The 21,432-nt window shown below is 69.3% G+C and carries 14 protein-coding genes and 1 pseudogene; 9 read left to right on the forward strand and 6 right to left on the reverse strand.

Annotated elements, in window-relative coordinates:
* Positions 1–1,027: pseudogene (locus H7J06_RS20915) on the reverse strand (hypothetical protein); the annotation flags it as partial.
* 421 nt (positions 1,028–1,448) lie between these two features.
* Between H7J06_RS20915 and H7J06_RS20920 the strand changes: the two are divergent.
* Positions 1,449–1,862 carry a helix-turn-helix domain-containing protein gene (locus H7J06_RS20920; RefSeq protein ID WP_264041004.1) on the forward strand — a complete coding sequence of 138 codons (414 nt, stop codon included), beginning with the start codon at positions 1,449–1,451 and terminating at the stop codon, positions 1,860–1,862.
* Between the two features lie 679 nt (positions 1,863–2,541).
* Here the strand turns inward: H7J06_RS20920 and H7J06_RS20925 are convergent.
* Positions 2,542–3,021 (reverse strand): winged helix-turn-helix transcriptional regulator, encoded by a 480-nt coding sequence (locus tag H7J06_RS20925; protein ID WP_264041144.1) that lies wholly within the window; start codon positions 3,019–3,021, stop codon positions 2,542–2,544.
* 117 nt (positions 3,022–3,138) lie between these two features.
* Here H7J06_RS20925 and car point away from each other — a divergent pair, with 117 nt between their 5' ends.
* Together car and H7J06_RS20935 are read left to right on the forward strand one after the other, a co-directional pair.
* Positions 3,139–6,669, forward strand: a complete 3,531-nt coding sequence (car, locus tag H7J06_RS20930; RefSeq protein WP_264041005.1) for a carboxylic acid reductase — start codon at positions 3,139–3,141, stop codon at positions 6,667–6,669.
* A gap of 91 nt (positions 6,670–6,760) precedes the next feature.
* Complete coding sequence (locus tag H7J06_RS20935) at positions 6,761–7,969, forward strand: DUF7373 family lipoprotein (protein ID WP_264041006.1); 1,209 nt, start codon at positions 6,761–6,763, stop codon at positions 7,967–7,969.
* Here the strand turns inward: H7J06_RS20935 and H7J06_RS20940 are convergent.
* Entirely contained in the window at positions 7,956–8,894 is a 939-nt protein-coding gene (locus H7J06_RS20940) for a DMT family transporter (protein ID WP_264041007.1), read from the reverse strand. The two genes, H7J06_RS20935 and H7J06_RS20940, sit on opposite strands and share 14 nt — an antisense overlap.
* 71 nt (positions 8,895–8,965) lie before the next feature.
* Here H7J06_RS20940 and H7J06_RS20945 point away from each other — a divergent pair, with 71 nt between their 5' ends.
* From H7J06_RS20945 to H7J06_RS20955, 3 genes are all read left to right on the forward strand, one after another.
* Positions 8,966–9,859 (forward strand): LysR family transcriptional regulator, encoded by an 894-nt coding sequence (locus H7J06_RS20945; RefSeq protein WP_264041008.1) that lies wholly within the window; start codon positions 8,966–8,968, stop codon positions 9,857–9,859.
* A gap of 157 nt (positions 9,860–10,016) precedes the next feature.
* Positions 10,017–11,279 carry a molybdopterin-dependent oxidoreductase gene (locus tag H7J06_RS20950; RefSeq protein WP_264041145.1) on the forward strand — a complete coding sequence of 421 codons (1,263 nt, stop codon included), beginning with the start codon at positions 10,017–10,019 and terminating at the stop codon, positions 11,277–11,279.
* Positions 11,279–11,782 (forward strand): hypothetical protein, encoded by a 504-nt coding sequence (locus H7J06_RS20955; RefSeq protein ID WP_264041009.1) that lies wholly within the window; start codon positions 11,279–11,281, stop codon positions 11,780–11,782. The genes H7J06_RS20950 and H7J06_RS20955 overlap by 1 nt, the downstream gene beginning before the upstream one ends.
* On the opposite strand, the gene H7J06_RS20960 is transcribed toward H7J06_RS20955, so the two are convergent.
* Positions 11,742–13,403, reverse strand: a complete 1,662-nt coding sequence (locus tag H7J06_RS20960; protein ID WP_264041011.1) for an acetolactate synthase large subunit — start codon at positions 13,401–13,403, stop codon at positions 11,742–11,744. The two genes, H7J06_RS20955 and H7J06_RS20960, sit on opposite strands and share 41 nt — an antisense overlap.
* A gap of 99 nt (positions 13,404–13,502) precedes the next feature.
* Here H7J06_RS20960 and H7J06_RS20965 point away from each other — a divergent pair, with 99 nt between their 5' ends.
* Positions 13,503–14,336 carry an alpha/beta hydrolase family protein gene (locus tag H7J06_RS20965; protein ID WP_264041012.1) on the forward strand — a complete coding sequence of 278 codons (834 nt, stop codon included), beginning with the start codon at positions 13,503–13,505 and terminating at the stop codon, positions 14,334–14,336.
* Between the two features lie 155 nt (positions 14,337–14,491).
* Here H7J06_RS20965 and H7J06_RS20970 read toward each other — a convergent pair whose 3' ends face one another.
* Complete coding sequence (locus tag H7J06_RS20970; protein ID WP_264041013.1) at positions 14,492–15,973, reverse strand: hypothetical protein; 1,482 nt, start codon at positions 15,971–15,973, stop codon at positions 14,492–14,494.
* A gap of 425 nt (positions 15,974–16,398) precedes the next feature.
* Here H7J06_RS20970 and H7J06_RS20975 point away from each other — a divergent pair, with 425 nt between their 5' ends.
* Together H7J06_RS20975 and H7J06_RS20980 are read left to right on the forward strand one after the other, a co-directional pair.
* Positions 16,399–19,158 (forward strand): helix-turn-helix transcriptional regulator, encoded by a 2,760-nt coding sequence (locus tag H7J06_RS20975; RefSeq protein WP_264041014.1) that lies wholly within the window; start codon positions 16,399–16,401, stop codon positions 19,156–19,158.
* 162 nt (positions 19,159–19,320) lie between these two features.
* Positions 19,321–20,664, forward strand: coding sequence for an FAD-dependent oxidoreductase (locus tag H7J06_RS20980; protein WP_264041015.1), 1,344 nt, complete (start codon positions 19,321–19,323; stop codon positions 20,662–20,664).
* Positions 20,665–20,694: 30 nt separating this feature from the next.
* Here H7J06_RS20980 and H7J06_RS20985 read toward each other — a convergent pair whose 3' ends face one another.
* Positions 20,695–21,426 (reverse strand): GntR family transcriptional regulator, encoded by a 732-nt coding sequence (locus H7J06_RS20985; RefSeq protein ID WP_264041016.1) that lies wholly within the window; start codon positions 21,424–21,426, stop codon positions 20,695–20,697.
* Positions 21,427–21,432 lie beyond the last annotated feature (6 nt).

Below are 21,432 nucleotides of genomic sequence, written 5' to 3' on the forward strand. Positions count from 1 at the left end.
GCCCCGCCGGCACCACCGTTGGTCGAGCCCGTCCCGCCGTTGCCGCCGTTGGCTCCGTTGCCGCCGACTGCGGCCCCGCCCGCGCCCGTGGTCGACGCCGCGCCGCCGGCCCGCCCGCGCCCGTGGTCGACGCCGCGCCGCCGGCGCCACCCGCACCGCCGTTGGCACCGTCGGTGCCGTTGGCGCCTGCCGCGCCGTTACCACCGGTAGCCAATGGTGCGGTCCCCGCCACCGCGCCGCCGGCTCCGCCTGCGCCACCGGGGTTTCCGGAGGTCCCGGGCAGGCCGTTGCCACCCGTCACCGTGCCGGTACCACCGGCTGCGCCGTCTACTCCGGCCGGGCCGGTAGGTGCCGGGTTGACCCCGTTCGCGCCATTGGCGCCGACCGTCGTCCCGTTCGCCCCATTGGTGCCGTTGGCGGCCGCGCCGCCGGTTGCCGAGGTGCCGGGTGTGCCTGCCACCCCGTCACCGCCGACGCCGCCCGCGCCGCCGTGGCCGAACAGGGCCAGCAGTCCGGCGTTGCCACCGTTGCCACCGTTGGCACTGGTGCCGCCCGCGCCGCCCGCGCCGCCGCTGCCGAGCAGGGCGAACAGGCCGGCGTTGCCGCCGTTGCCACCCGCCGCACCCGCGCCGCCGGCACCGCCTGAGCCACCGTTGCCGAAGATCACGAACGTGCCCGCGTTGGCGCCGTTGCCACCCACCGCACCGAGGCCGCCAGCGCCACCGGAGCCGCCCGAGCCGAACCAGAGCGCCCCTGCGCCGCCGTTTCCGCCGGCCTGGCCAACGGCGCCGGACCCACCGGTGCCGCCGTAGCCGATGAGCAGTCCGGCGTTTCCGCCGTTGACGCCGGTGCCGACGCCGCCATTGGTGCCGTTGTGCACGAAGATGTTGACGATGGGCACCAGCCCGACGAGGTTGATCACCTGGTACAGCGGAGTGAATTCAACGGGCCCGATGAAGGCCGCCGACAGAGCGTTGGGGGTGGGGAGATTCGGGGTCGCCAGGAAGCTGCTGGTACCGATCACCATGGTGTTCGACGTCGTGCACTGAGCCGGTAGCAGCGGGCATCCGACACTGGTGGCCGGTGACAATGACGAAGTTTGCACAGGTGCGGCATGTGCGATACCGGCGCCGCAGGCGAGTGCCGCACCAGCGCCTGCGATGGACAGGCTGGTGGCTAACGAATAGACGGAGCTCTTCTTCACTTGGAGACTTTCTTTGTGGGCTCCTTAGAGCCATTAACTAGGGTTTTTGGAGCTGATGACCAGTCATCCCCTGACCGCGGCCGCGACCAAGGCGGCAAACACTGAATCCTTTCAACTCGGTAAGTACATCTGCATGTAAGCATAGCGATATGCATGTGTGCCTGCAATAGCTGAGTGTGCTGGAGCGAACGATTGCGGCGGTCGGAATGCACGCCAAGGGCCGATCATGGAATACATTGGCCAGATGGCCGAGTCGACGTGGTGGCAGTACGTGCTCACCGTGACCGGCAATGCCGCGCAACGGGACATCGCCGAGGCGACGGGAATCGACCAGTCCAGCATCTCGCGCTGGCAGCGGGGGACGACGACCCCGCGGGCAGAGGCGGTGGTCGCGTTTGCGAGGGCCTATGAGCGCTCGCCGGTCGAGGCGTTGGTTGCCGCGGGCTATCTGAGGAGCGACGAATTGGGTGTCGTGGAATTGACCACGCTCACCGGCGACCTCACTTCGGTGTCGGTCGACTCACTGCTGAGCGAGCTACGGCGCCGTGTGCTCGCCGGCGGCGAGGAGGCGCAATCGTGGCCGGCTGGCTGGGCCGCCGATGACACGCGAGTGCACCGGTCGCAGGACCAAGAGAAGAGCGGCGACCTCGGTCGCTGACAGGTCCTGGGGTCGCACCCGCGTCATCACCTGCTCCAACTCCCAGCGCAAGTGCGGAAGGGCGCCGTGCGCCTCGGGGCTCGACCCGGAGTTGTTGCTGATGCGATCGCCTGCCTTCGATGTGCCGTGCGGTGGTGGTTCACGGATCGGGCAGCGGGGTTCAGGCCAGCCGACGTCGTCAAGCCGCTGAGCGAACTCCGCGTTCCGACAACACCGTCATCGTGCGCCTATCGGGCGATAAGCGCAAGCAAACGATCTTACGTATTCGAGATGTCCTGACATTTGCCTGCTAATGGGCTTCCGTCGGGAGGCGGATGTCCTGTTGGCGAACCGCTCCGGCTCGGACCGGGCCGGCCGGATCGGTTCGGTGGGACATGGCCAATCCCGCCGTTGTCAACATGGAAGCGTCCTCTGGTGCGCTCGAATCGCAGGTAATGCAACATGAAGTGGGATTTGAGGCAACCGGGCCGACGTGTCGGTCGACACCCGGCGCGCGGTGACGGCGGTTGTTCCTGCCGGTCGCGAGCTACATCGCAATTCTTGACACGTGTGAATAGGCATCGTGGTTAAATGCCGCCGCCGCGCGGGCCGCCAGCGAACACCGATACTGATCTTGATCCCTGCGACCACGACGATCTCGGCGACGCCCCCAGTGCTTGCGCAAACGAACGTGCGGGTCCTACCGGGTGTGGTCGCGGTGCCGCACGGAGGCTTCGATGTCGCCGGCCGTGACGACGTGACCGTCCTCGCAGCGCACCTCGACGGCGATGGGGCTCCCGCAGTCGGCATGCGTCAGGGCGACGCGGCCGCCGTCGGAGCGCGTCCAGCGGTTGCCCCACTGCATCAGGGCGAGCAGTGCCGGCAGGAGCTCCTCGCCCTTGGGGGTGAGGTGGTAGTCCTCGCGGCTTCGTTGTCCGGCCACGTGGTACGGCCGCCGTTCGAGTAGGCCCTCGTCGACGAGCTCCTTGAGGCGGGCGGCCGTGATCCGTTCGCTGACCTGAGCCCGACGGACGAACTCGTCGAATCGGTGGGCGCCGTAGAACGCCTCTCGGAGCAGCAGCATGCTGGCCCGGCGGCCCACGACGTCGAGCGCGGCGGCCATGGTGCAATTTTCCGCCGACCAGCCGTCACGATCGGCGAGTGCGCCCGTCAGCGTCATGGAGGTCACATCGCCATGATGCCACGCTGACTTGCCAGAGGTAAAGTCAGCGTCGTACTGTCTGACTTACCCGGGCCGCAGTCAGCATGCACGCGACCCACCAGACGCGAGGTAGCGATGACGATCGACGTATCCCCCCAGGCCGCGGCACTCGACCGGACCGCCGCACTCCTCGCGAAGGACCCGCAGATTCAGCGCGCCACACCCCGGCAGGACGTCGTCACGGCAGCCCGCCAGCCGGGTCTGCGACTCGCCGAGGTGCTCGCCACCTTCGTCGACGGCTACGAGGATCGCCCGGCCATCGGCAGCCGCGCCCGCTCCGTCGTCACCGATCCCGCGACGGGCCGCAGCGTGGCCCTGCTGCGTCCCGAATTCGAGACCACGTCCTACCGCGAGCTGTGGTCCAACGTCACCGCCGTCGCGAACGCGTGGAGCCAGGCGCCGGACGCGCCCGTGCGGCCGGGGGACTTCGTCGCCACCATCGGCTTCGCCAGCGGGGACTACCTGACGGTGGACCTCGTCTGCGGCTACCTGGGCTTGGTCGCCGTGCCCCTGCAGCACAACGCGTCGGTGTCCCGGCTGCAGCCGATTCTCGCCGAGACCGAGCCGGTGGTGCTCGCCGTTAGCGCCGCCTACCTCGATCTGGCGGTGGAATCGGTGCTGGGCAACCGATCGCTGCGGCGGCTGGTCGTGTTCGACTTCTCGGCCGACGTCGACGACGATCGCGACCGGCTCGAGCGGGCCACCGCCCGCCTGGCTGCGGAGGGAATGGACGTCGTGGTGGAGACGCTCGACGCCGCGGTTGCCCGGGGACGGGCCCTGCCGGACACGCCGCCCTACACCGAAGGCGACCAGGACCGGCTCGCCATGATCCTGTACACCTCGGGCAGCACGGGTGCGCCGAAGGGCGCCATGTGGACCGAGAAGATGGTCGCCACGCTGTGGACGTTGCCGCTCAAGGCGCCGGATGTCCCGGTCGTCAACGTCAACTTCCTCCCCCTCAACCACCTCGGCGGCCGGATCCCGCTGTCCTCGGCCTTCCAGGCGGGCGGCACGAGCTACTTCGTGCCCGAGAGCGATCTGTCGACGCTGTTCGAGGACTGGTCCCTGGTACGTCCCACCGACGTCGGGCTGGTGCCGCGCGTGGTCGACATGCTGTTCCAGCGATACCAGCAGGGCGTCGAGCGGCTGGTGTCCCAGGGGGTCGACGAGACGACGGCCGACACCCTTGCCAAGGCCGAGCTCCGCGAGCACGTCTTCGGCGGCCGCGTGGTCGGGGGCTTCGTCAGCACCGCACCCCTGTCCGCCGAGATGAAGACGTTCGTCGAGTCCTGCCTCGACGCGAACCTGGCCGACGCCTATGGGCTCACCGAGATCGGTGCCGTCTCGACCGACGGAATCATCGTGCGGCCCTTGGTGATCGACTACAAGCTGATCGACGTGCCTGAGCTCGGTTACTTCAACACCGACCGGCCGTACCCCCGCGGGGAACTGCTGGTGAAGAGCAACGGTGCCACCCCCGGGTACTACAAGCGACCGGAGGTGACGGCGGAGGTCTTCGACGCCGACGGGCACTACCGCACGGGTGACGTGATGGCGGAGATCGCCCCGGACCACCTCGTCTACGTGGACCGGCGCAACAACGTCATCAAGCTGTCCCAGGGTGAGTTCGTCGCGGTTGCCAACCTGGAGGCCGTCTACGCCGGCGCCGCCCTGGTGCGCCAAATCTTCCTCTACGGCAACAGCGAACGCGCCGCGCTCCTGGCGGTCGTCGTACCCACCGAGGATGCCCTCGCGCGATTCGAGGGCGATCCCGCCGGGCTGAAGACCGCCATCCAGCAGACGCTGTCGCAGACGGCCCGCGAGGCGGAGCTGCAATCCTACGAGCTGCCCGCCGACATCCTCGTCGAGGACATGCCGTTCAGTGCCGCCAACGGGCTGCTGTCCGGCGTCGGAAAGTTGTTGCGGCCCAAGCTCAAGGAACACTACGGCGCCGCGCTGGAGCAGATGTACGCCGACCTCGACGGCGCCAGGGCCGACGAGCTTCGGGCGCTGCTCGACGCGGCCGCGAGCCAGCCCGTCGTCGACTCCGTCGTCCAAGCCGCCCAGGCGCTACTGGGCATCTCGGACACCGCACCGGAGCCCGCCGCCAAGTTCCTCGACCTGGGTGGGGACTCGCTGTCGGCGTTGACGTTCTCCAACCTCCTGCAGGACGTCTTCGGCGTCGAGATGCCGGTGGGTGTCATCATCGGTCCGACGACGACGCTGGCCGACATCGCGGCGTACGTGGAGCGCCAGCGATCCGGGGGATCGGCGGGTGCGACCTTCGGCGGTGTCCACGGCGTCGGCGCCACGGCGGTTCGCGCGTCGGACCTGACACTCGACCACTTCCTGCCTGCCGAACTTCTGTCCAATGCCGGTGCGCTGCCTCAGGTTTCGACTGACGAGCCGCGCACCGTCCTGCTCACCGGCGCCAACGGCTATCTGGGCAAGTTTCTCGCACTCGACTGGTTGCAGCGGCTGTCGACGGTTGGCGGGACGCTGGTCTGCCTCGTCCGGGGCGACGACGTCTCCTCGGCGCGCGCCCGCCTGGAGGCGGTGTTCGAGGGCGAGGACCCGGTGCTGCTCGACCGGTTCCGTCGGCTCGCCGAGGAGCATCTGGTGGTGATCGTCGGTGACGTGGCCGAGCCCCGGTTCGGCCTCGACGAGGACGCCTGGCAGCGGTTGGCGGACAACGTGGACCTCGTCGTGCACCCGGCGGCGTTGGTCAACCACGTGCTGCCCTACTCACAGCTGTTCGGCCCCAACGTCGTCGGCACCGCAGAGGTTATCCGCCTGGCGATCACGTCGCGGCGCAAGCCCGTCGCGTACGTCTCCACCGTGTCGGTGGCGATGACCGTCGACCCGGACCGCTTCGAGGAGGACGGCGACATCAGGACGGTCAGCCCCGAGCGCCCCGTCGACGACTCCTACGCCAACGGCTACGGCAACAGCAAGTGGGCGGGGGAGGTCCTGCTCCGGGAGGCCCACGACCTCTGCGGCCTGCCCGTGACGGTGTTCCGATCGGGAATGATCCTCGCCCACCGCAGCTACGCGGGTCAGCTCAACGTGCCAGACATGTTCACCCGCTTGATCTTCAGCGTGCTGGCCACCGGTCTGGCACCGACGTCGTTCTACGTCAGGGACGCCGACGGGCACCGGCAGCGCTCGCACTACGACGGTCTGCCGGTGGACTTCGTCGCGGAGGCGATCACGACGCTCGGCGCCGAGACGAAGACGGGGTTCCGGTCCCTCGACGTGATGAACCCCCACGACGACGGGATCTCGTTGGACGTGTTCGTCGACTGGCTGGTCGAGTCGGGTCATGCCGTCAACCGCATCGACGACTACGACGAGTGGTTCCGCCGCTTCGAGACCGCTCTTCGCGCCCTGCCGGAGCACCTGCGGCAGCAGTCGGTGTTGCCCCTGCTGCACGCCTACCGCCGGCCGGAGGTACCCGTCCAGGGCTCGCTGGCCCCCGCCGAGGCGTTTCAGGCGGCGGTGCGCGCCGCGAAGATCGGTGTGGACCAGGATGTTCCGCACCTGACCCAGGACTTCATCGGCAAGTACGTGTCGGACTTGCGACTGCTCGACGTCCTGACGTCGTGACCGACGCGCGGCGGTTCGGGGCGCAAAGACGGCGTGGGCGGGTGACGGCGAACTAGGTTGGTGTCTTTCCGATCGACGACGGGAGACCACCATGGGACGCGGCCTGAAGTTCGGCGCCGTCGGCGTGTGCGCGCTGATGGCCGTCGGCTGCGGTGGTTCGGGCGGCGGCACCCAGCCGGCTGCGGCGCCGAGCCCCAGCCCGACGAGCAGTTCCGCAGCACCGCGACCGGTGATCAGCCCGTCGCTTCTCGACGTCGGCAGGTATCCCACCGCACCGCGTCCCCCGCTGGGTCTCGCGGGTAATCCGGCCGTGGGAGCGGTGTCCGACGCCCAGCACATGGCCGACTTCGTGGTGGGTCCGTGGCAGGTCGACGACAAACTCGTCGGCACCTACCTCAACAGTTTCTACGTGCTGAGCTCGGCCAGCGTGCTGAAGCAGCTGGGCCCGGAGGGAGTCGCGACCGCGGCGGCCCAGGCCGGGATGATCAACGGATTCGCCTCGGCCCGACAGGATCCGGACCGGGAGTCGATGGTGAACGCCGTGCTGCGCTTCCCCGATCCCGCGGCCGCGACGGCGGCCAGCGCGGCGATGGGAGACGCCGCGGCCAGGCAACCCGTGAAGGGCGTCGCCCCGACGGTGGTGGCCATCCCGGGTCATCCCGACGCCGTGGCCTCGACCTATCCGTTCACCCCGAACGGCTCTACACAGACCAGTGCCACCGTGCGTTCCTTCACCCCGCGGGGTCCGTACGTGTTCATGCACTTCGTCCAGTCGGTCGACGGCGTCGACCGCGCCACAGGACTGGTGGCCAAGGCAATCGACGCCCAGGGGCCGGCCATCGACGAGTTCACCCCCGCGGGCGATCTCGCCGCCGTACCGCTCGACCCGACCGGGCTGCTCGCCAAGACCCTGCCCGCCGCCGTCTCCGAGGCCGCGAAGAATGCGGTGTACGCGACGAAGGGAGCCGAGCACTTCCAGAGCAACCCCGTGGCGTCGGCGACGCTGTTCTCCGACACCGGCACCACCCAGGTCGCGATGGGGAGCACGAACGTCTATCAGACCAAGGACGACGGCGCGGCGGTCATGATCATCAACGCGTTCAGCCAGGAGATGACGTCGGACGGGATGGCGATCGCCGACACGGTCACGGCCCTGCCCGACAGCCATTGCTACGCGTTGCCGAAGGGGTTCTACTGCGTGGCGCCCGCCGGCCGGTACGCGATCGAGGCTCGCAGCGATCAGCTGGCCGACGTCCACCAGCAGTTGTCCGCTCAGTACGTGATGCTCACGGCGAAGTAGGCGTCATCGCCTCCGCGGCGGCGGCCCGCTCGACACCGCCGGCCCGACCCTCGACGCTTCTGGCGAGGTAGGTGCCCGTCAGGATCAGCACGGCGCCGACGACCCCGGCGACCGTCACGGGATCGCCCGCGACCGTCACTCCGATCGCCGCCGCCCACAGTGGTTCGGTGCCAAGGAGCACGCTCACCCGGGCCGGGGAGGTGCGGCGCGCGGCCCACATCTGCACGACGAACGCGAAGATGGTGCACGACAGCGCCAAGTGGAGCACGAGGAGCCACGAGTACGCGGTCATCTGGGTGGCGACGTCGACGACGCCGCGTCCGGTGGTACCCGACAGGACGACGAAAATGCCCAGGGCGGCGGCGAATTGGACGAGGGTCACCCGCCCGGGGTCGAGGGCTCGACCCGCGGACACCCGCGAGATCACGATGACGTGGACCGAACGCGCCACGGCCGCGAGCAGCATCAGGAGATCGCCCAGGCTGGGCGTGGCGAATCCGCCGTTCTGAGTGAGAAGACCGACACCCGCCACCGCGACGGCGGCGGACCAGTAGAACGTGGCGGACAGGCGGGGGACCGCAGCGCGTCGGTCGAGAAGCGGCGTGACGACGATCGTCAGCGAGATGATCAGCCCGGCGTTGGCAGCGGAGGTCTTCGTGACACCGAACGTCTCGAGGACGAGCACGACGCCGAGAATCGCGCCGAACACCGCACCCCACGCCAGCTCGTGGCGCGTGAGCCGGCGCAGACGCGGTGCCACGACGAGGGTCAGGCCGGCCGCGGCGATCCCGAATCGCAGTGTCAGGACGGCGAACACGGTGTCGGGGGTGACGGACTCCTTCGCGGCGAGGTAGCTCGATCCCCACGCGAGGGCGACCGCGAGCAGGGCGAGGTCGACGGTGTGCCGGTTCGTCGTGGGTGTCACGGGTCAATCGTGAGTGGGGGAGTCTCGGTAGACAAGCGAAATGAAATTCCGATATTGAGTAGAGTTACTACATGGATGTCGGGCGGCTGCGGCTGCTGCGTGAACTCGCCGAACGCGGCACGGTGAACGCGGCGGCCGGGGCCATGTCCCTGACGCCGTCCGCGGTCTCCCAGCAGCTGAAGATCCTGCAGCGCGAGGCGGGAGTGCCACTGCTCGAACCCGACGGGCGGCGGGTCCGGCTGACCGACGCGGGCCGCACACTGGTTGCGCGGACCGACGAGGTGCTCGCGGCGCTGGACCGCGCGCACGCGGACATGGACGGCTATCGGACGACGCCCCGCGGCACCGTGCGGGTGGTCATGTTCCCGTCGGGGGCGGCAATGCTGTTGGCGGGCCTCATCACTCGCGCGGCCGCGATCGGCGTGGAGGTGCTCGGCCGCGACCTCGACCAGCCCGCAGCCAATGCACCCGCCCTGCTGGCCGACGCCGACGTGGTGGTGGTGCACCGCGACGCGCGCGACACCGCCCCACTGAGCCCGCGGCTGGACACCACCGTGCTGCTGCGTGAACCCTTCGACGTACTGCTGCCGCCCGGACACCGCCTCGCGGATCAGGACGAGGTGGCGCTGCGCGACGTCGCCGACGAGTCGTGGGTGGGGGTCGAGGGCGGTCTCGTCGTCGACGACGTGATGCGATCGCTGGCTGCGGTGTCCGAAGTGCAGCCGCGAATAGTGCAACGGGTCAACGACTTTCGCGTCGTCGAGGAGTTGGTGCTCGCCGGGGTCGGGATGGCGCTGATGCCGCGCTACGTGGTGGGGGTGCGCGACCTGGTGCGCAAGCCGCTGAGTGGGGTGCGGGCCGCCCGTCGCATCGAGGCCGTCACCCGCGCGGGTGCGGCCACGCGCCCGGCCGTCGCGGCCGTCGTCGAGATCCTGGTGGCGCTGGCCGCCGACGTCGCGCGTTGAGCGTCGGCCATTTGGCGTGTAACGCATCGGGAAGGAGGTGACACTGAGGCGTGGAGTCACCGACGACATCCTTTCCCGCAACGGCAACGAATGGGTAGACGTGGACGATCCCGACCAACCCCGACGGCGCGGGTTCCCCGCTGGCCTCTGGCGGACGCTGGAGGAACATCCTCCGCCAGGACTGTCCCGCATCCGGTGGCGGAGTCCGCTGCGCGGCCCCTGGCTGACGTCGGTCTTCGCCTCCGCGCTGCTCGTCGTCCTGCCGATCGTCATCGTCACCGGCCTGCTGTCCTACATCGCGTACGGCCCCAAGTTCGGGCAGGCCATCCCCCTCGACGTGGGCTGGCTCAAGCTGCCGTCGTTCGACTGGCCGAGCAACCCGGCGTGGCTGTACCGACTGAACCAGGGGCTGCACGTCGGCCTCGGGCTGATCATGATCCCGCTGGTGCTCGCCAAGCTGTGGTCGGTGATCCCGCGGCTCTTCGCCTGGCCACCCGCCCGGTCGCTGGCGACCGTGCTCGAGCGCATTTCGCTGTTGATGATCGTCGGTGGCGTGCTCTTCGAAATCGTCACCGGCGTGCTGAACATCCAGTACGACTACATCTTCGGGTTTAGCTTCTACACCGCGCACTACTTCGGCGCGTGGGTGTTCATCGCGGGATTCGTTTCGCACGTCGCGATCAAGCTGCCGAAGATGATTCGGAGTTTGCGCTCCCGATCGTTCGTCACCGAGATGCGCACCTCGCGGGCCGACACCGTGCCGGAACCGCTCGACGAGGACGGGTTGGTGGCGCCCGACCCGGATCCGCCCACGTTGAGTCGCCGGGGGATTCTGGGGGTCGTCGGCGGTGGCGCACTGTTGGTGGCGGTGTTGACGGCCGGGCAGACCATCGGCGGCTGGACCCGGCAGTTCGCCGTCCTGTTGCCCCGCGGCCGAAGCTACGGCGACGGACCCAACGACTTCCAGATCAACCGGACGGCGGCCAGCGCGCGCATCGACCCTGGCCTGACCGGTGAGCGGTGGCGACTGCAACTGCTCGGCGGCCCGCGACCCGTCGCCCTCGACCGCGCCACGCTGGCCGCGATGCCACAGCACACCGTCGAGCTGCCGATCGCCTGCGTGGAGGGCTGGTCGACCGTCGAGACCTGGACCGGCGTGCGACTCGCCGACCTCGCCGCCGCGGCGGGACGGCCGACGCCAGGGTCGGCCGTGGTCTCCTCCCTGGAGCGGTTCGGCGCGTTCAACCACGCCCGACTGCAGCGCAACCAGGTGCTCAATCCCGATGCGCTACTGGCATTTCGGGTCAACGGCGCGGATCTGTCACTGGATCACGGCTACCCGGCCCGGATCATCGTGCCTGCGCTCCCCGGTGTGCACTGCACGAAGTGGGTGGCCTCCATCGAATTCCGGGAGTCGTGATGACCGTCTTCAGGCGCCTCTACGGCGACCACGTCCTGCATCTCCTCGTCCTGCTGGCGGCGTTGGCCCTGGGCGCGTACACGATCTCGGTACTCGGGGTCGACCAGTTGTTCAATCCACGGGTGTGGTGGCAGTCGATCGCGGTGTGGTTCGCCGTGGCCGTCATCGGGCACGACCTCATCCTGTTTCCGCTCTACGCGCTCGCCGAGCGGCTCCTGCCCAAGGCGCGCCGACCTGCCGACCCCGCCACGACGCGTCGGGTGCCGATCGTCAACTATCTCCGGATGCCCACCCTCGCAACGGCGTTGACGTTCGCCATGTTCCTGCCGGGCATCGTCGAGCAGGGCGCCTTCACCTATACCGCGGCGACCGGCCTCACCCAGGAGCCGTACCTCGCGCGCTGGCTACTGCTGGTGGCGGGCTTCTACCTGGTGAGCGCGGCCTGCTATCTGGTGCGTAGCGTCACGACCAGGACTCGTCCAGTTCACCCAGCGACTCGATGAGGGCGCTGTTGACGCTGTAGTCGACCGGGCAGGCGATGACGCTGACCGTGTCGGCCGCCAACGCCTCGCGCAGAGTGGGCAACAGCTCGCCGGCCGATGCGATGCGATGTCCCGTGGCGCCGAAACTCTCGGCGTAGGCGACGAAGTCGGGATTGGCGAACCTGGTGTCGACGTTGTGGCCGATCTCCAGATCCATCTTCCAACTGATCAGTCCGTAGGCGTCGTCGACCCAGATGAGGATGACGATGGGGGTGCCGACCCGCAGCGCCGTCTCGATCTCCTGGGAGTTCATCAGGAACGAGCCGTCGCCGGTGGCCACCAGCACCTTGGCCTCGGGCCGGGCGATCTTCGCGGCGATCGCACCGGGCAACGTCCACGCCATGGTGGACAGGCCGTTGGAGATGAGACAGGTGTTGGGTTCGTAGGTCGGGTAGAGCCGTGCCATCCACATCTTCAACGCGCCGGTGTCGACGAGCACGATGTCCTCACGACCCAGGGCCGCCCTGGTGTCGGCGACGATGCGCGCCGGGGCGAGCGGGAACCTGTCGTCGTCCCGGCCGTTGTCGAGCTCCCGGGTGAGCAGCTCCCTGATGCGCTCCTGCCCGGACGTGGGCGGATGGTCGCGGTGCACCGCGGCGGCGAGCTCGTCGAGACAGCGCCCGATGTCGGCGTGCAGACCCACGGCCACGTCGTAGTGCGCGTCGACCTCCGCCGGAAAGCGATGGACGTGAATGATCTTCGTGTCGCCGCGGGGGTTGATGCGGACCGGGTCGAACTCCTGGAGCTCGTATCCCGCCGCCACGATCACGTCGGCCTGGTCGAACCCGAAGTTCACGTAGTCGTGTCGCATGAAGCCGACCGCGCCCAGTGCCAGGGGGTGGTCGTCGGGCATGACGCCCTTGCCGTGGAACGTGGTGGCCACCGGGATGGCGAGGGTCTCGGCGAAGCGGCGCACCGCGGCGGAGGCATCGGTGCGCGCGGCACCGTGGCCGGCCAGCACCACGGGGTTGCGGGCGGCCCGAAGGATGTCGGCGGCACGGGCGATCTGGCTGGCCGACGGGTCGTCGGGGCGGGGCACGTTGACCCGCAGCGGCACGGCTGCTTCGGGGGCGTCGGCGGACTCGACGTCCTCCGGCACGGCCAGGTAGACGGCACCCGGACGCTCGGTCTGGGCGAGCTTGAAGGCCTTGCGGACCATCTCCGGCACGGCACCCGGCGTCGCGACCAGGGCCGACCACTTGGTGACCGGTGCGAACATCGACACCAGGTCGACGCCCTGATGCGATTCCTTGTAGCTTCGGCGCATGCCGACTTGCGCCGAGAGGGCAAGCACCGGAGTCGAATTGGTGGTGGCGTCGGCGACACCGAGCAGGAGGTTGATGGCGCCGGGGCCCAGGGTCGCCGAGCAGACCCCGGCCCGGCCCGTCAGCCGGCCGAAGACCTCGGCCATGAACGACGCACCCTGCTCGTGGCGGGTGAGCACGTATTCGATCGACGACCGCGAGAGCGCGTCGACCAACCTGATGTTCTCCTCGCCCGGAATGCCGAAGACGTGGGTGACGCCTTCGTTCTCCAAGCATTCGACGATCAACTCGGCCGTGATGCGACTGGGTGCTGCCATTCCTCGAGACTAGACACCGGGGCAATACCTGCTAGCCGGTAGACCGGCTGGGGGCAGGCATCGTCGACGCCGGCGGGCCGCTCACGACACGATCGAGACATGACCCAGCAGAGCTCCGTCCGAGACGACGAACTGCTCGGTGCGGTGAACATCCCCTACGAGGGCGGGTCGATGCCGGGCTATCTGTCCCTCGTCGACCCGGGTGGTCCGCCGCGGCCAACGGTGATCTACACCAACGGTTTCGGGGAGCGCTGCGAGAACGGCTACTCCGTCATCGGGGCGGCGGCACTTCGGCGCGGGTACAACTTCCTGACCTACGACGGGCCCGGGCAGGGCGCGATGCTCCGGGACCACCGGGCGACGATGCGCCCGGATTGGGAGAACGTGCTGGGTCCCGTCGTCGACCATGCCTCGACCGTCCCCGAGATCGACGACGGCGCCGTCGTGCAATTCGGCCACGGTCTGGGCGGTTACCTGGTGGCCCGGTACGCGGCCAACGACCACCGGGCGGCCGCGGTCGTCTGCAACGACGGCATGACGACGTTCTACGCGTCGTGCCCGCACATCCCGGAGCCGATCCTCGAGCTCATCGAAGACGGGCGCGACGACGAGGCGACGCCCCTGCTCGACGCGCTGATGCAGGAGGATCCCCGGGTCCGGTGGGGGCTGACCACCGGTCAACGGGCGTTTGGCGACCCGACTGCCGTGGGGTACGTCCGCAGGACTGCCGACTACACCCTGACCGCCGCGGACATCCGCCGGATCACCACGCCCGTGTTGGTGCTGGAGAGCCGCGACGACGCGTCACTGGCCGGTCAGGCGGCCAACTTCGCCAGGGCCATGACGGCGCCGGTCCACCACGTCGTGGTCCGCGACGCCGACGTCGTCCGTGAGACGGTGTTCGACTACCTGGCAACCGCGCTGCACCGGTGAGTCTCCGTGGCGCGGAGACCCCGGCCACCGCGTCGAATTCGACTGCGAGATGCAGGCTTTCGAGGTTGAGGGTGGGATGACGCCGTCGCGGACGGCACACGACGAGGTCCCCTCCACCCGGGGGCGGAAGGGACCTCGCGAGACCGTGGCGTCGGTTAGGAGGAACTGCCCTTCGACGACGACCCGGCGCCCTTGTCGGAACTCTTGTCCGAGGTCTTGGTGGAACCGGTGTCCGAGCCCTTCTCGGAACCGGTCGACGAGCCCGTCGACTGCTCGCTCGACGCGCCGTCCTTCGCCGGCGTCGTGGTGCTCGAGCCGCTCGACTTCGGTGTGTCCGAACCCGCCGAGGTTCCCGGCTCGACCTTGTTGCCGGTCGTCACGTCGGGATCTGACGTCGTCGGCTTCGTGGTCGGGGACGGGGCCGAGGACGTCTCGGACGGGGTCTTGGTCGAGGTCGACGGAGTCGTCGTCCCCGTGGTGTCCTTCGTCGTCCCCGTGGTCGTGTCCTTCGTCGAATCCACTGCACCGCTGGTGGATTCGCTACCGTCCTTGGTGCTCGCGGTGGTGCCGACGGCCTTGTCCGTGACGGCCGGCTGGTCCGCCGAGGCTGCCGGTGCGGTCGCGTCGGGGGTGGTGGCCGTGCCGGGCGTCGTCGCCGGGGCGGTGGCCGTGGTCAGGGTGACGGTCGCCGCGGCCGCGGCGGGGAGGCTGGCGATGGTGGCCGCGGGGGCGGGCGGTGCGATCGCATCGGTGATGAGCTTGAGGACCTGCTGGATGGCGTAGAGCGGGCCGCCGGTGTTGATGACGGCGTTGCCGTTCTCGTCGAAGGTGATCCCCGAGGACGCGAGCAGTCCGCCCGCCTTGACGATGATCCCCGACCCGTCCGGGATGCCCGCCAGCGGTCCGAGGTTGGGCCCGTAGCCACCGTTGAGGATGCCGTCGGCGATGGTGGCCGGGGCGGTGAAGACGGCATTCGCCACGGCGCCGAGGTCGCCGGTGCCCACCGCGTTGATCACGTTCTGGATGGCGGTAGCCGCGGCGGCGGGGGCGCTGATCAACGGGGCGATGAAACCGCTGACGGCGAGGAGCGTCGCGAGCGGATCGCGGGTGAACGCGTTGATCACGTTGACGAGGTTTGTCAGGGGCTGGGTGAGCACCGTTTGGAGAACGGGCAGGAGGTTCAACGCGGGTGCGGCGAGCGCGAGGGGAACGCCCAGCAGCGTGTTCACGGCGCCCTCGACGTTGCCCGCGGCGAGCTGGCTGACGGCGGTGGTCAGCGCGGCAGGCACCTGCGACGCCGCGGCGGCGATGCCCCCGCCGGTGGTCGCCAGCCCGTTGAGCAGCGTGGCGGCGCTGCTGACCTGGTTCTGCAGGATTTGGTTGAGCAGCTGCCCCGGAACGGTGTTCTGGATCAGGGTGTTCGTGTTGGCGAGCGCGGTCTGGAACACCTGGGCGTAGGCGTCGAGCGGATTGGCCAGGGCGGCGAGGTTGACCTCGGCGGCGTGAATCGACGGGAGCGCCACGTCCGGCAGGTGGATGTCGGGCATCGGCGTGACGGCGGCGGCGGCGATGACGCTCGCTCCGACCAATGCGACGCCGGCCGCGGCGAAGTGGGGACGACGGACGGCAGCTTCCATGGGAACTCCTTGACTGGATGTGAGCTCCGACACAGCGGAACCTACTTGCGAGTAACATCACGAACGGGGATGACTCAACCACCCGGGAGCCGGACTGCCCATCGCGCGAATTGATGATCTTGACTGGGCTTGTCAGCCCATTTGCTCCGATGTCCACGAGTGCAGCGTTGCGGCACGTCCTGCGCGGTTCGGTCGGGGGAAGGCGTCGTCGCCCGCCATCCGGTGGGCCTGGCGCCGCCCGCTCGTCTCCGCCGACGGAACGGGCGTGACCTCGACGGAACGGCCGCGCACACGACTCCGTCGTCAATATCATCCAAACGGGTGAGGGGGTGCCGCGGCCGGCCTTCGCCGTGGGAATTCTGACCGGCATTCGGCGTTCTGCAATGCGGGTCCTCGTAGAAGACCGGTGGACGGGACGGAGCCAGATGGCGCAGACGGTGCTCAGGGGCCGCAGCGACGCGATGTCGCGCGCACTGACCGCGCTGCGCCGAGCCAGCAGCACCGGCCAGGGCGCACTCATCGTGATCAGCGGTGAGCCCGGCATCGGCAAGTCGGCCGTCATGCGGGCGGTCGTCGAACAAGCCGCTCGGTCCGGTTTCGCGGTCGGCAGCGGCAAGGCCGAGCAGGGCGACCAGATCGCGCCGGGTGCGCCGCTGTTGGTGTCGCTGCGGTCGGGACGGCAACCGCTGCTGCCCGGCGAGGCATTCGCCAGCCTCGCGCCGCTGTACGACAAACCGCTGTGGCTGGTCGACCGGATCAGCTCGCTGCTCGAGGAGATGGCACTGAACACGCCGGTGTTGATCGCCGTCGACGACGTGCAGTGGTCCGACCGGTTGACCAGATTTGCGTTGCGCGTGCTGCCGTCTCGGCTTGCCGGGTCCCCGGTGGTGTGGGTGCTCACCAGTCGGTGGGCGCCGACCGGCCCGGTTCAAGAGGTAATCGCCGGCACCGACGACGTCACCGCGATCACGCGAATATCGTTGGGGCCGTTGGGTCCTGGTGACATCGCTAGCCTCGCCTCGGACCGGTTGGGCGCCGAACCGTCCGAACACGTGAAGAAACTCCTCAACGGCGTCGGCGGGAACCCCTTCTGGGCGGTGCAGGTGCTCGACGGACTGGCCAGGCGTCGCGAGCGCGGTCAGGGGGTCGGTGACTTGGCCGCCGAACTGTCGGTGGGTGTGCGCGAGCGGATGGGCGAGCTGTCGGAACAGACCGCGGCCCTGGTTCGGCTGACCGCCGTCTGGGGTCGACCCCTCGACGCGTCCGACGCGGGACGGCTGCTGGGCAACCTCTCCGACGCGCAGGTGAGCCTGCTCGTCCGTGAGGGCGTGGATCAGGGGTTGCTCGGCACCGCCGACGGCGAGGTGTTCCTGCCTCACGACCTGGTCGGCGAGGCCGTGTACGCCGACATCGTGCCGGGTGATCGCCGGGCGTTGCATCGGTCCGCCGCACGGTATCTGGTCGGCGAGGGCCGACCGGCATTGGCTGCGGCGACCCATTTCCGGGCCAGTGCCGTGCAGAACGACGAGGAGGCCATCCTCGCGCTGGAACAGGCGGCGAGCGAGTGCCTGGTGTCGATGCCGGAGCAGGCCGCCGAGCTGGCCCAGCAGGCCTTTGCGTTGACGACGCAAGCGAATCCGCTCTGGCTGGTCACCGGCACCCGCACGGTCGAGACTCTGGTCAACGTGCAGCGTGAGGGCCGGGCACTGGCCGTCGCCGATCGCCTGCTCGAGGTGGCCGTCGAGCCGGAGGTCGTGGCACGGATCGAGCTGCAGGCGTGCCGCGCGCTGTGGTGCCTGGGTGACTGCGTTCCGATGGAACGCCGCGCCGGTGCGGCGTTGGCCCTGACCGGAGTCTCGGAGGTGCTGCGGGCCCAGCTGTCGGCGGCGCAGGCCTTGGCCGCCTCCCGGACGAGCTCGGCGCCGCGAGCGGAGTCCATGGCCCACGTCGCGCTGGCGGAGGGGCTCCGCGTCGGAGACGACTACGGCCAACGCCTGGCGGTGATCGCCCTGATCGAGGCCGCCCGCAACGAGGGTCGGCACCGGTTGGCGCTGGACCGCTTCGCCGATTTGCGGCGGCTCTCGGACACCGCCTACGAGATCGAGGAGATTCGGACCCTTCAGCACCTGGACGCCTACGACGACGCCGAAGCCCTGCTGGCCAAGATTCGCGAGGCGCGCGACGACGTCGACGCGCTGCTGCCCTCCATGCTCTACGCCCAAATGTGGCAGGACCACAACCTCGCCCGATTCGACGCCGCCGAGGCAGGTGCCCGCACCCTGCTCAGGCTGGCCGACGAGACCGACAATCACGGCTACCGGCTCAACGCACGCATGGTGCTCGCCGCCGTCGCGAGCTATCGCGGTGAAATCGACAGGGCGACAGAACTCTTGGCGCCGATTGGGGACGACTGCCAGTCGTCCGACGGTGACCGGTCGCCGCGCGCGGAACTGATGCGGGGCTGGATGAGGGCCAGCTCCGGCGACCTGGCGGGAGCCTTGGCCATCCTGGGCCCGCTGCTCGATCGCGCGGAGGACGTCCGCGACCCCTGGCCGTGGACGCCGCCGTGGATGAGGATTCTGGCCGACATCGGCCTCGCCGCGGGCGATCGGGACATGGTGGTCGCGGCGTCACGCCTCGCCGACCTCGCGGCTGGGCGGAATCCCGGCGTTCCGAGTTTGGACGGCGTCGCGCTGCACGTTCGTGGTCTGATGAGTGACGACCCCGACGTGCTCGCCGTCGCGGTGAGCACGCTGCGGGAGTCGCCGCGGCCGATGTTGTTGGCAGACGCCCTGAAGGATTGCGGAACGGCGCTGCTGCGCCACGGGCGATCGGCGGAGGCCGTCGACGCCCTGGTCGAGGCCGCCGAGATCTATCAGCGGGTCGGCGCAACCTCGGCTGGGCGTGCGACAGCGAATGTGCTTCGCGGACAGGGCATCAGGGGAATCAGGGTGAGCCCGCCGGCGCCGCGCCCCCACAGTGGGTGGGCGTCGTTGACTCCTACCGAACTGCGGGTGGTCGAACTGATCAGCACCGGCTACACCAACCGCTCCGCCGCGGAGGCGTTGAGCGTGTCGACCAACACGGTGAACACCCACCTACGCGCGGTGTTTCGCAAGCTCGGGGTGAAGTCGCGAGTTCAGCTCGCCCTGGCCTGGGGAGGCCGGTCAGCCGGGGACGCGTGAGCCGGCAGGGTCGGTACGCCCCGAATGAGGAGCTGGCGTCGGAACGATCCGATTCTCGCCGGGGGTCGGCTGCCGACGACGTGACGGGGATCTCCACAGGTACGTCTGACACGCCACGTCGATTCTGTTTAGGGTTGCCTAACCTAAATGGAAAGGTGAGGCATGAGACGGATACGCGTCGCAGTCATCGGTGCGGGCCCGGCGGGCATCTACGCCGCCGACACCCTGGTGAACGACCACCCGGGGGCTCGGGTGGACGTGTTCGACCGGCTTCCGGCCCCGTACGGGCTGGTGCGTTACGGCGTCGCCCCGGATCATCCGCGCATCAAGGAGATCGTCAAGGCCCTGCGCCGGGTGCTCTCCCGCGACGGCATCCGGTTCCTGGGCAACGTCCACTACGGCACGGACGTGAAGCTGTCCGATCTGCGGCGCTTCTACGACGCGGTGATCTTCTCCACCGGCGCGCGGGCCGACCGTCGGTTGGACATACCCGGCGTCGACCTGCCCGGCAGTTACGGCGCGGCCGACTTCGTGTCCTGGTACGACGGCCATCCCGACGTTCCGCGGGAGTGGCCACTGACGGCCAAGAACGTCGCCGTCCTCGGGGCGGGCAACGTCGCACTCGACATCGCCAGGGTGCTCGCGAAGCCGGCCGACGAACAGCTTGCCACCGAGATACCCGGCAACGTGTACCGTGGCCTCGCCCTCAACCAGGCCACCGACGTGCACGTCTTCGCGCGCCGAGGTCCGGCCCAAATCAAGTTCACGCCAATGGAATTCCGCGAGCTGTCGCATTCGCCGAGCGTCGACGTCGTCGTGCATCCCGAGGGCTTCGAGATCGACGAGGCCAGCCAGGCCGCGATCGGCAAGAGCAAGTCGACCAAGCTCGTCGTCGACACGTTGATGCGCTATCTGGAGAAGGAGCCGACCGGCGCGCCGCACCGCATCCACATCCACCTCTGCCAGGCGCCGGTGGCGATTCTGGGCACGGACCGCGTCGAGGGGTTGCGGACCGAGCGCACCGAGCTCATCGGTGACGGAACCGTCCGGGGGACTGGCGAATTCGTCGACACTCCGGTGGAGGCGGTGTACCGTGCGGTCGGCTATCTGTCCTCGCATCTGGCCGACCTGCCCTTCGACCACGGAGCCGGTGTGGTGCCCCACGACAAGGGTCGGGTGCTCGACATGGACGGCGTCATGATGGAGGGCACCTACGTGACCGGGTGGATCAAGCGGGGACCGATCGGCCTCATCGGCCACACGAAGTCCGACGCGGCCGAGACCGTGACGAGCCTGTTGGCCGACCTGCCGGGAATCGCGCCCGCCGAGATCTCCGATCCCGACGCAATCCTCGCCCACCTGAGCGGCCGCGGCGTCGACTACACGACGTGGGCCGAGTGGGAGCGCCTCGACGCCCACGAGGTCGCGCTCGGGGCGGAGCAGGGTCGCGAGCGAGTCAAGGTCGTGCCGCGCGAGGACATGGTGCGGGCCGGCCGCCCCGCCTGACCCGCGCGGGGTTCGCGTACGAATCGTGAGTCAAGACAGGTCGACCGACACCTCGAAGGACGCCCGGTCGGCGCGGTAGACGTCGCGAGCGAACTCCACCCGTCGGTCGCCAACACCGAACGTCGTCCTGGTCAGCAGGGTGCCCGCCGAGCCGGGCCGGACGTTGAGCTGTGCACTCGAGGAATCGTCGAGGACGATCGACTCCAGCACGGCCGTCGAGCGGCTGAGTTCGATGCCGTACCGGTCTCGCAGCGTCGCCCAGAGGGACCCCTCGTCGGCGAGGTCGAGGATGCCCGGGGTCAGGTCGGCGGGCAGGAACGTCGTCTCTAGCGCGAACGGAACGTCGTCGACGGTGCGCAGGCGATGAAACACGTGTACGGCCGCCCCGTCGTCGAGTTCGAGGGCCAGCCGGACCGACGGCGTCGGCTCCTGATGTTCGGCCCACAGCAGTTTCGCGGCCGGGTGGCGGCCCAGCCGGGACACCTCTTCGGAGAAACTGCCGATGTGGAACCGCACGCGGGGCTCGGCGACGAACGTGCCCCGCGGTGGCCGTCGGTAGACCACGCCCTCGTTCTCCAGCAGTGACAGCGCCTGCCGCGCGGTCATCCGGCTGACCTGATGTAGTTCCGCGAGCTCGCGTTCCGACGGCAGCAGGGTGTGGGGTCCGAGCTGCTCGACGAGGATGCGATCCCGCAGCTGATTGGCGATCGCGATGTAGCGCGGTGTGGGCGACGGCCTCCGCTCGCTCCTCGACGCCGTCACCCATGC

Origin of the sequence: Mycolicibacterium hodleri, assembly GCF_025822245.1 — a bacterium.
GTDB classification, from domain to species: Bacteria; Actinomycetota; Actinomycetes; order Mycobacteriales; family Mycobacteriaceae; genus Mycobacterium; species Mycobacterium hodleri.

Bases quoted from the DNA above. Each gene is read 5' to 3' on its own strand.
- H7J06_RS20920 (WP_264041004.1), top strand. From the start codon at position 1,449: ATGGCCGAGTCGACGTGGTGGCAGTACGTGCTCACCGTGACCGGCAAT.
- H7J06_RS20925 (WP_264041144.1), bottom strand. From the start codon at position 3,021: ATGACGCTGACGGGCGCACTCGCCGATCGTGACGGCTGGTCGGCGGAA.
- car (WP_264041005.1), top strand. From the start codon at position 3,139: ATGACGATCGACGTATCCCCCCAGGCCGCGGCACTCGACCGGACCGCC.
- H7J06_RS20935 (WP_264041006.1), top strand. From the start codon at position 6,761: ATGGGACGCGGCCTGAAGTTCGGCGCCGTCGGCGTGTGCGCGCTGATG.
- H7J06_RS20945 (WP_264041008.1), top strand. From the start codon at position 8,966: ATGGATGTCGGGCGGCTGCGGCTGCTGCGTGAACTCGCCGAACGCGGC.
- H7J06_RS20955 (WP_264041009.1), top strand. From the start codon at position 11,279: ATGACCGTCTTCAGGCGCCTCTACGGCGACCACGTCCTGCATCTCCTC.
- H7J06_RS20960 (WP_264041011.1), bottom strand. From the start codon at position 13,403: ATGGCAGCACCCAGTCGCATCACGGCCGAGTTGATCGTCGAATGCTTG.
- H7J06_RS20965 (WP_264041012.1), top strand. From the start codon at position 13,503: ATGACCCAGCAGAGCTCCGTCCGAGACGACGAACTGCTCGGTGCGGTG.
- H7J06_RS20970 (WP_264041013.1), bottom strand. From the start codon at position 15,973: ATGGAAGCTGCCGTCCGTCGTCCCCACTTCGCCGCGGCCGGCGTCGCA.
- H7J06_RS20975 (WP_264041014.1), top strand. From the start codon at position 16,399: ATGGCGCAGACGGTGCTCAGGGGCCGCAGCGACGCGATGTCGCGCGCA.
- H7J06_RS20980 (WP_264041015.1), top strand. From the start codon at position 19,321: ATGAGACGGATACGCGTCGCAGTCATCGGTGCGGGCCCGGCGGGCATC.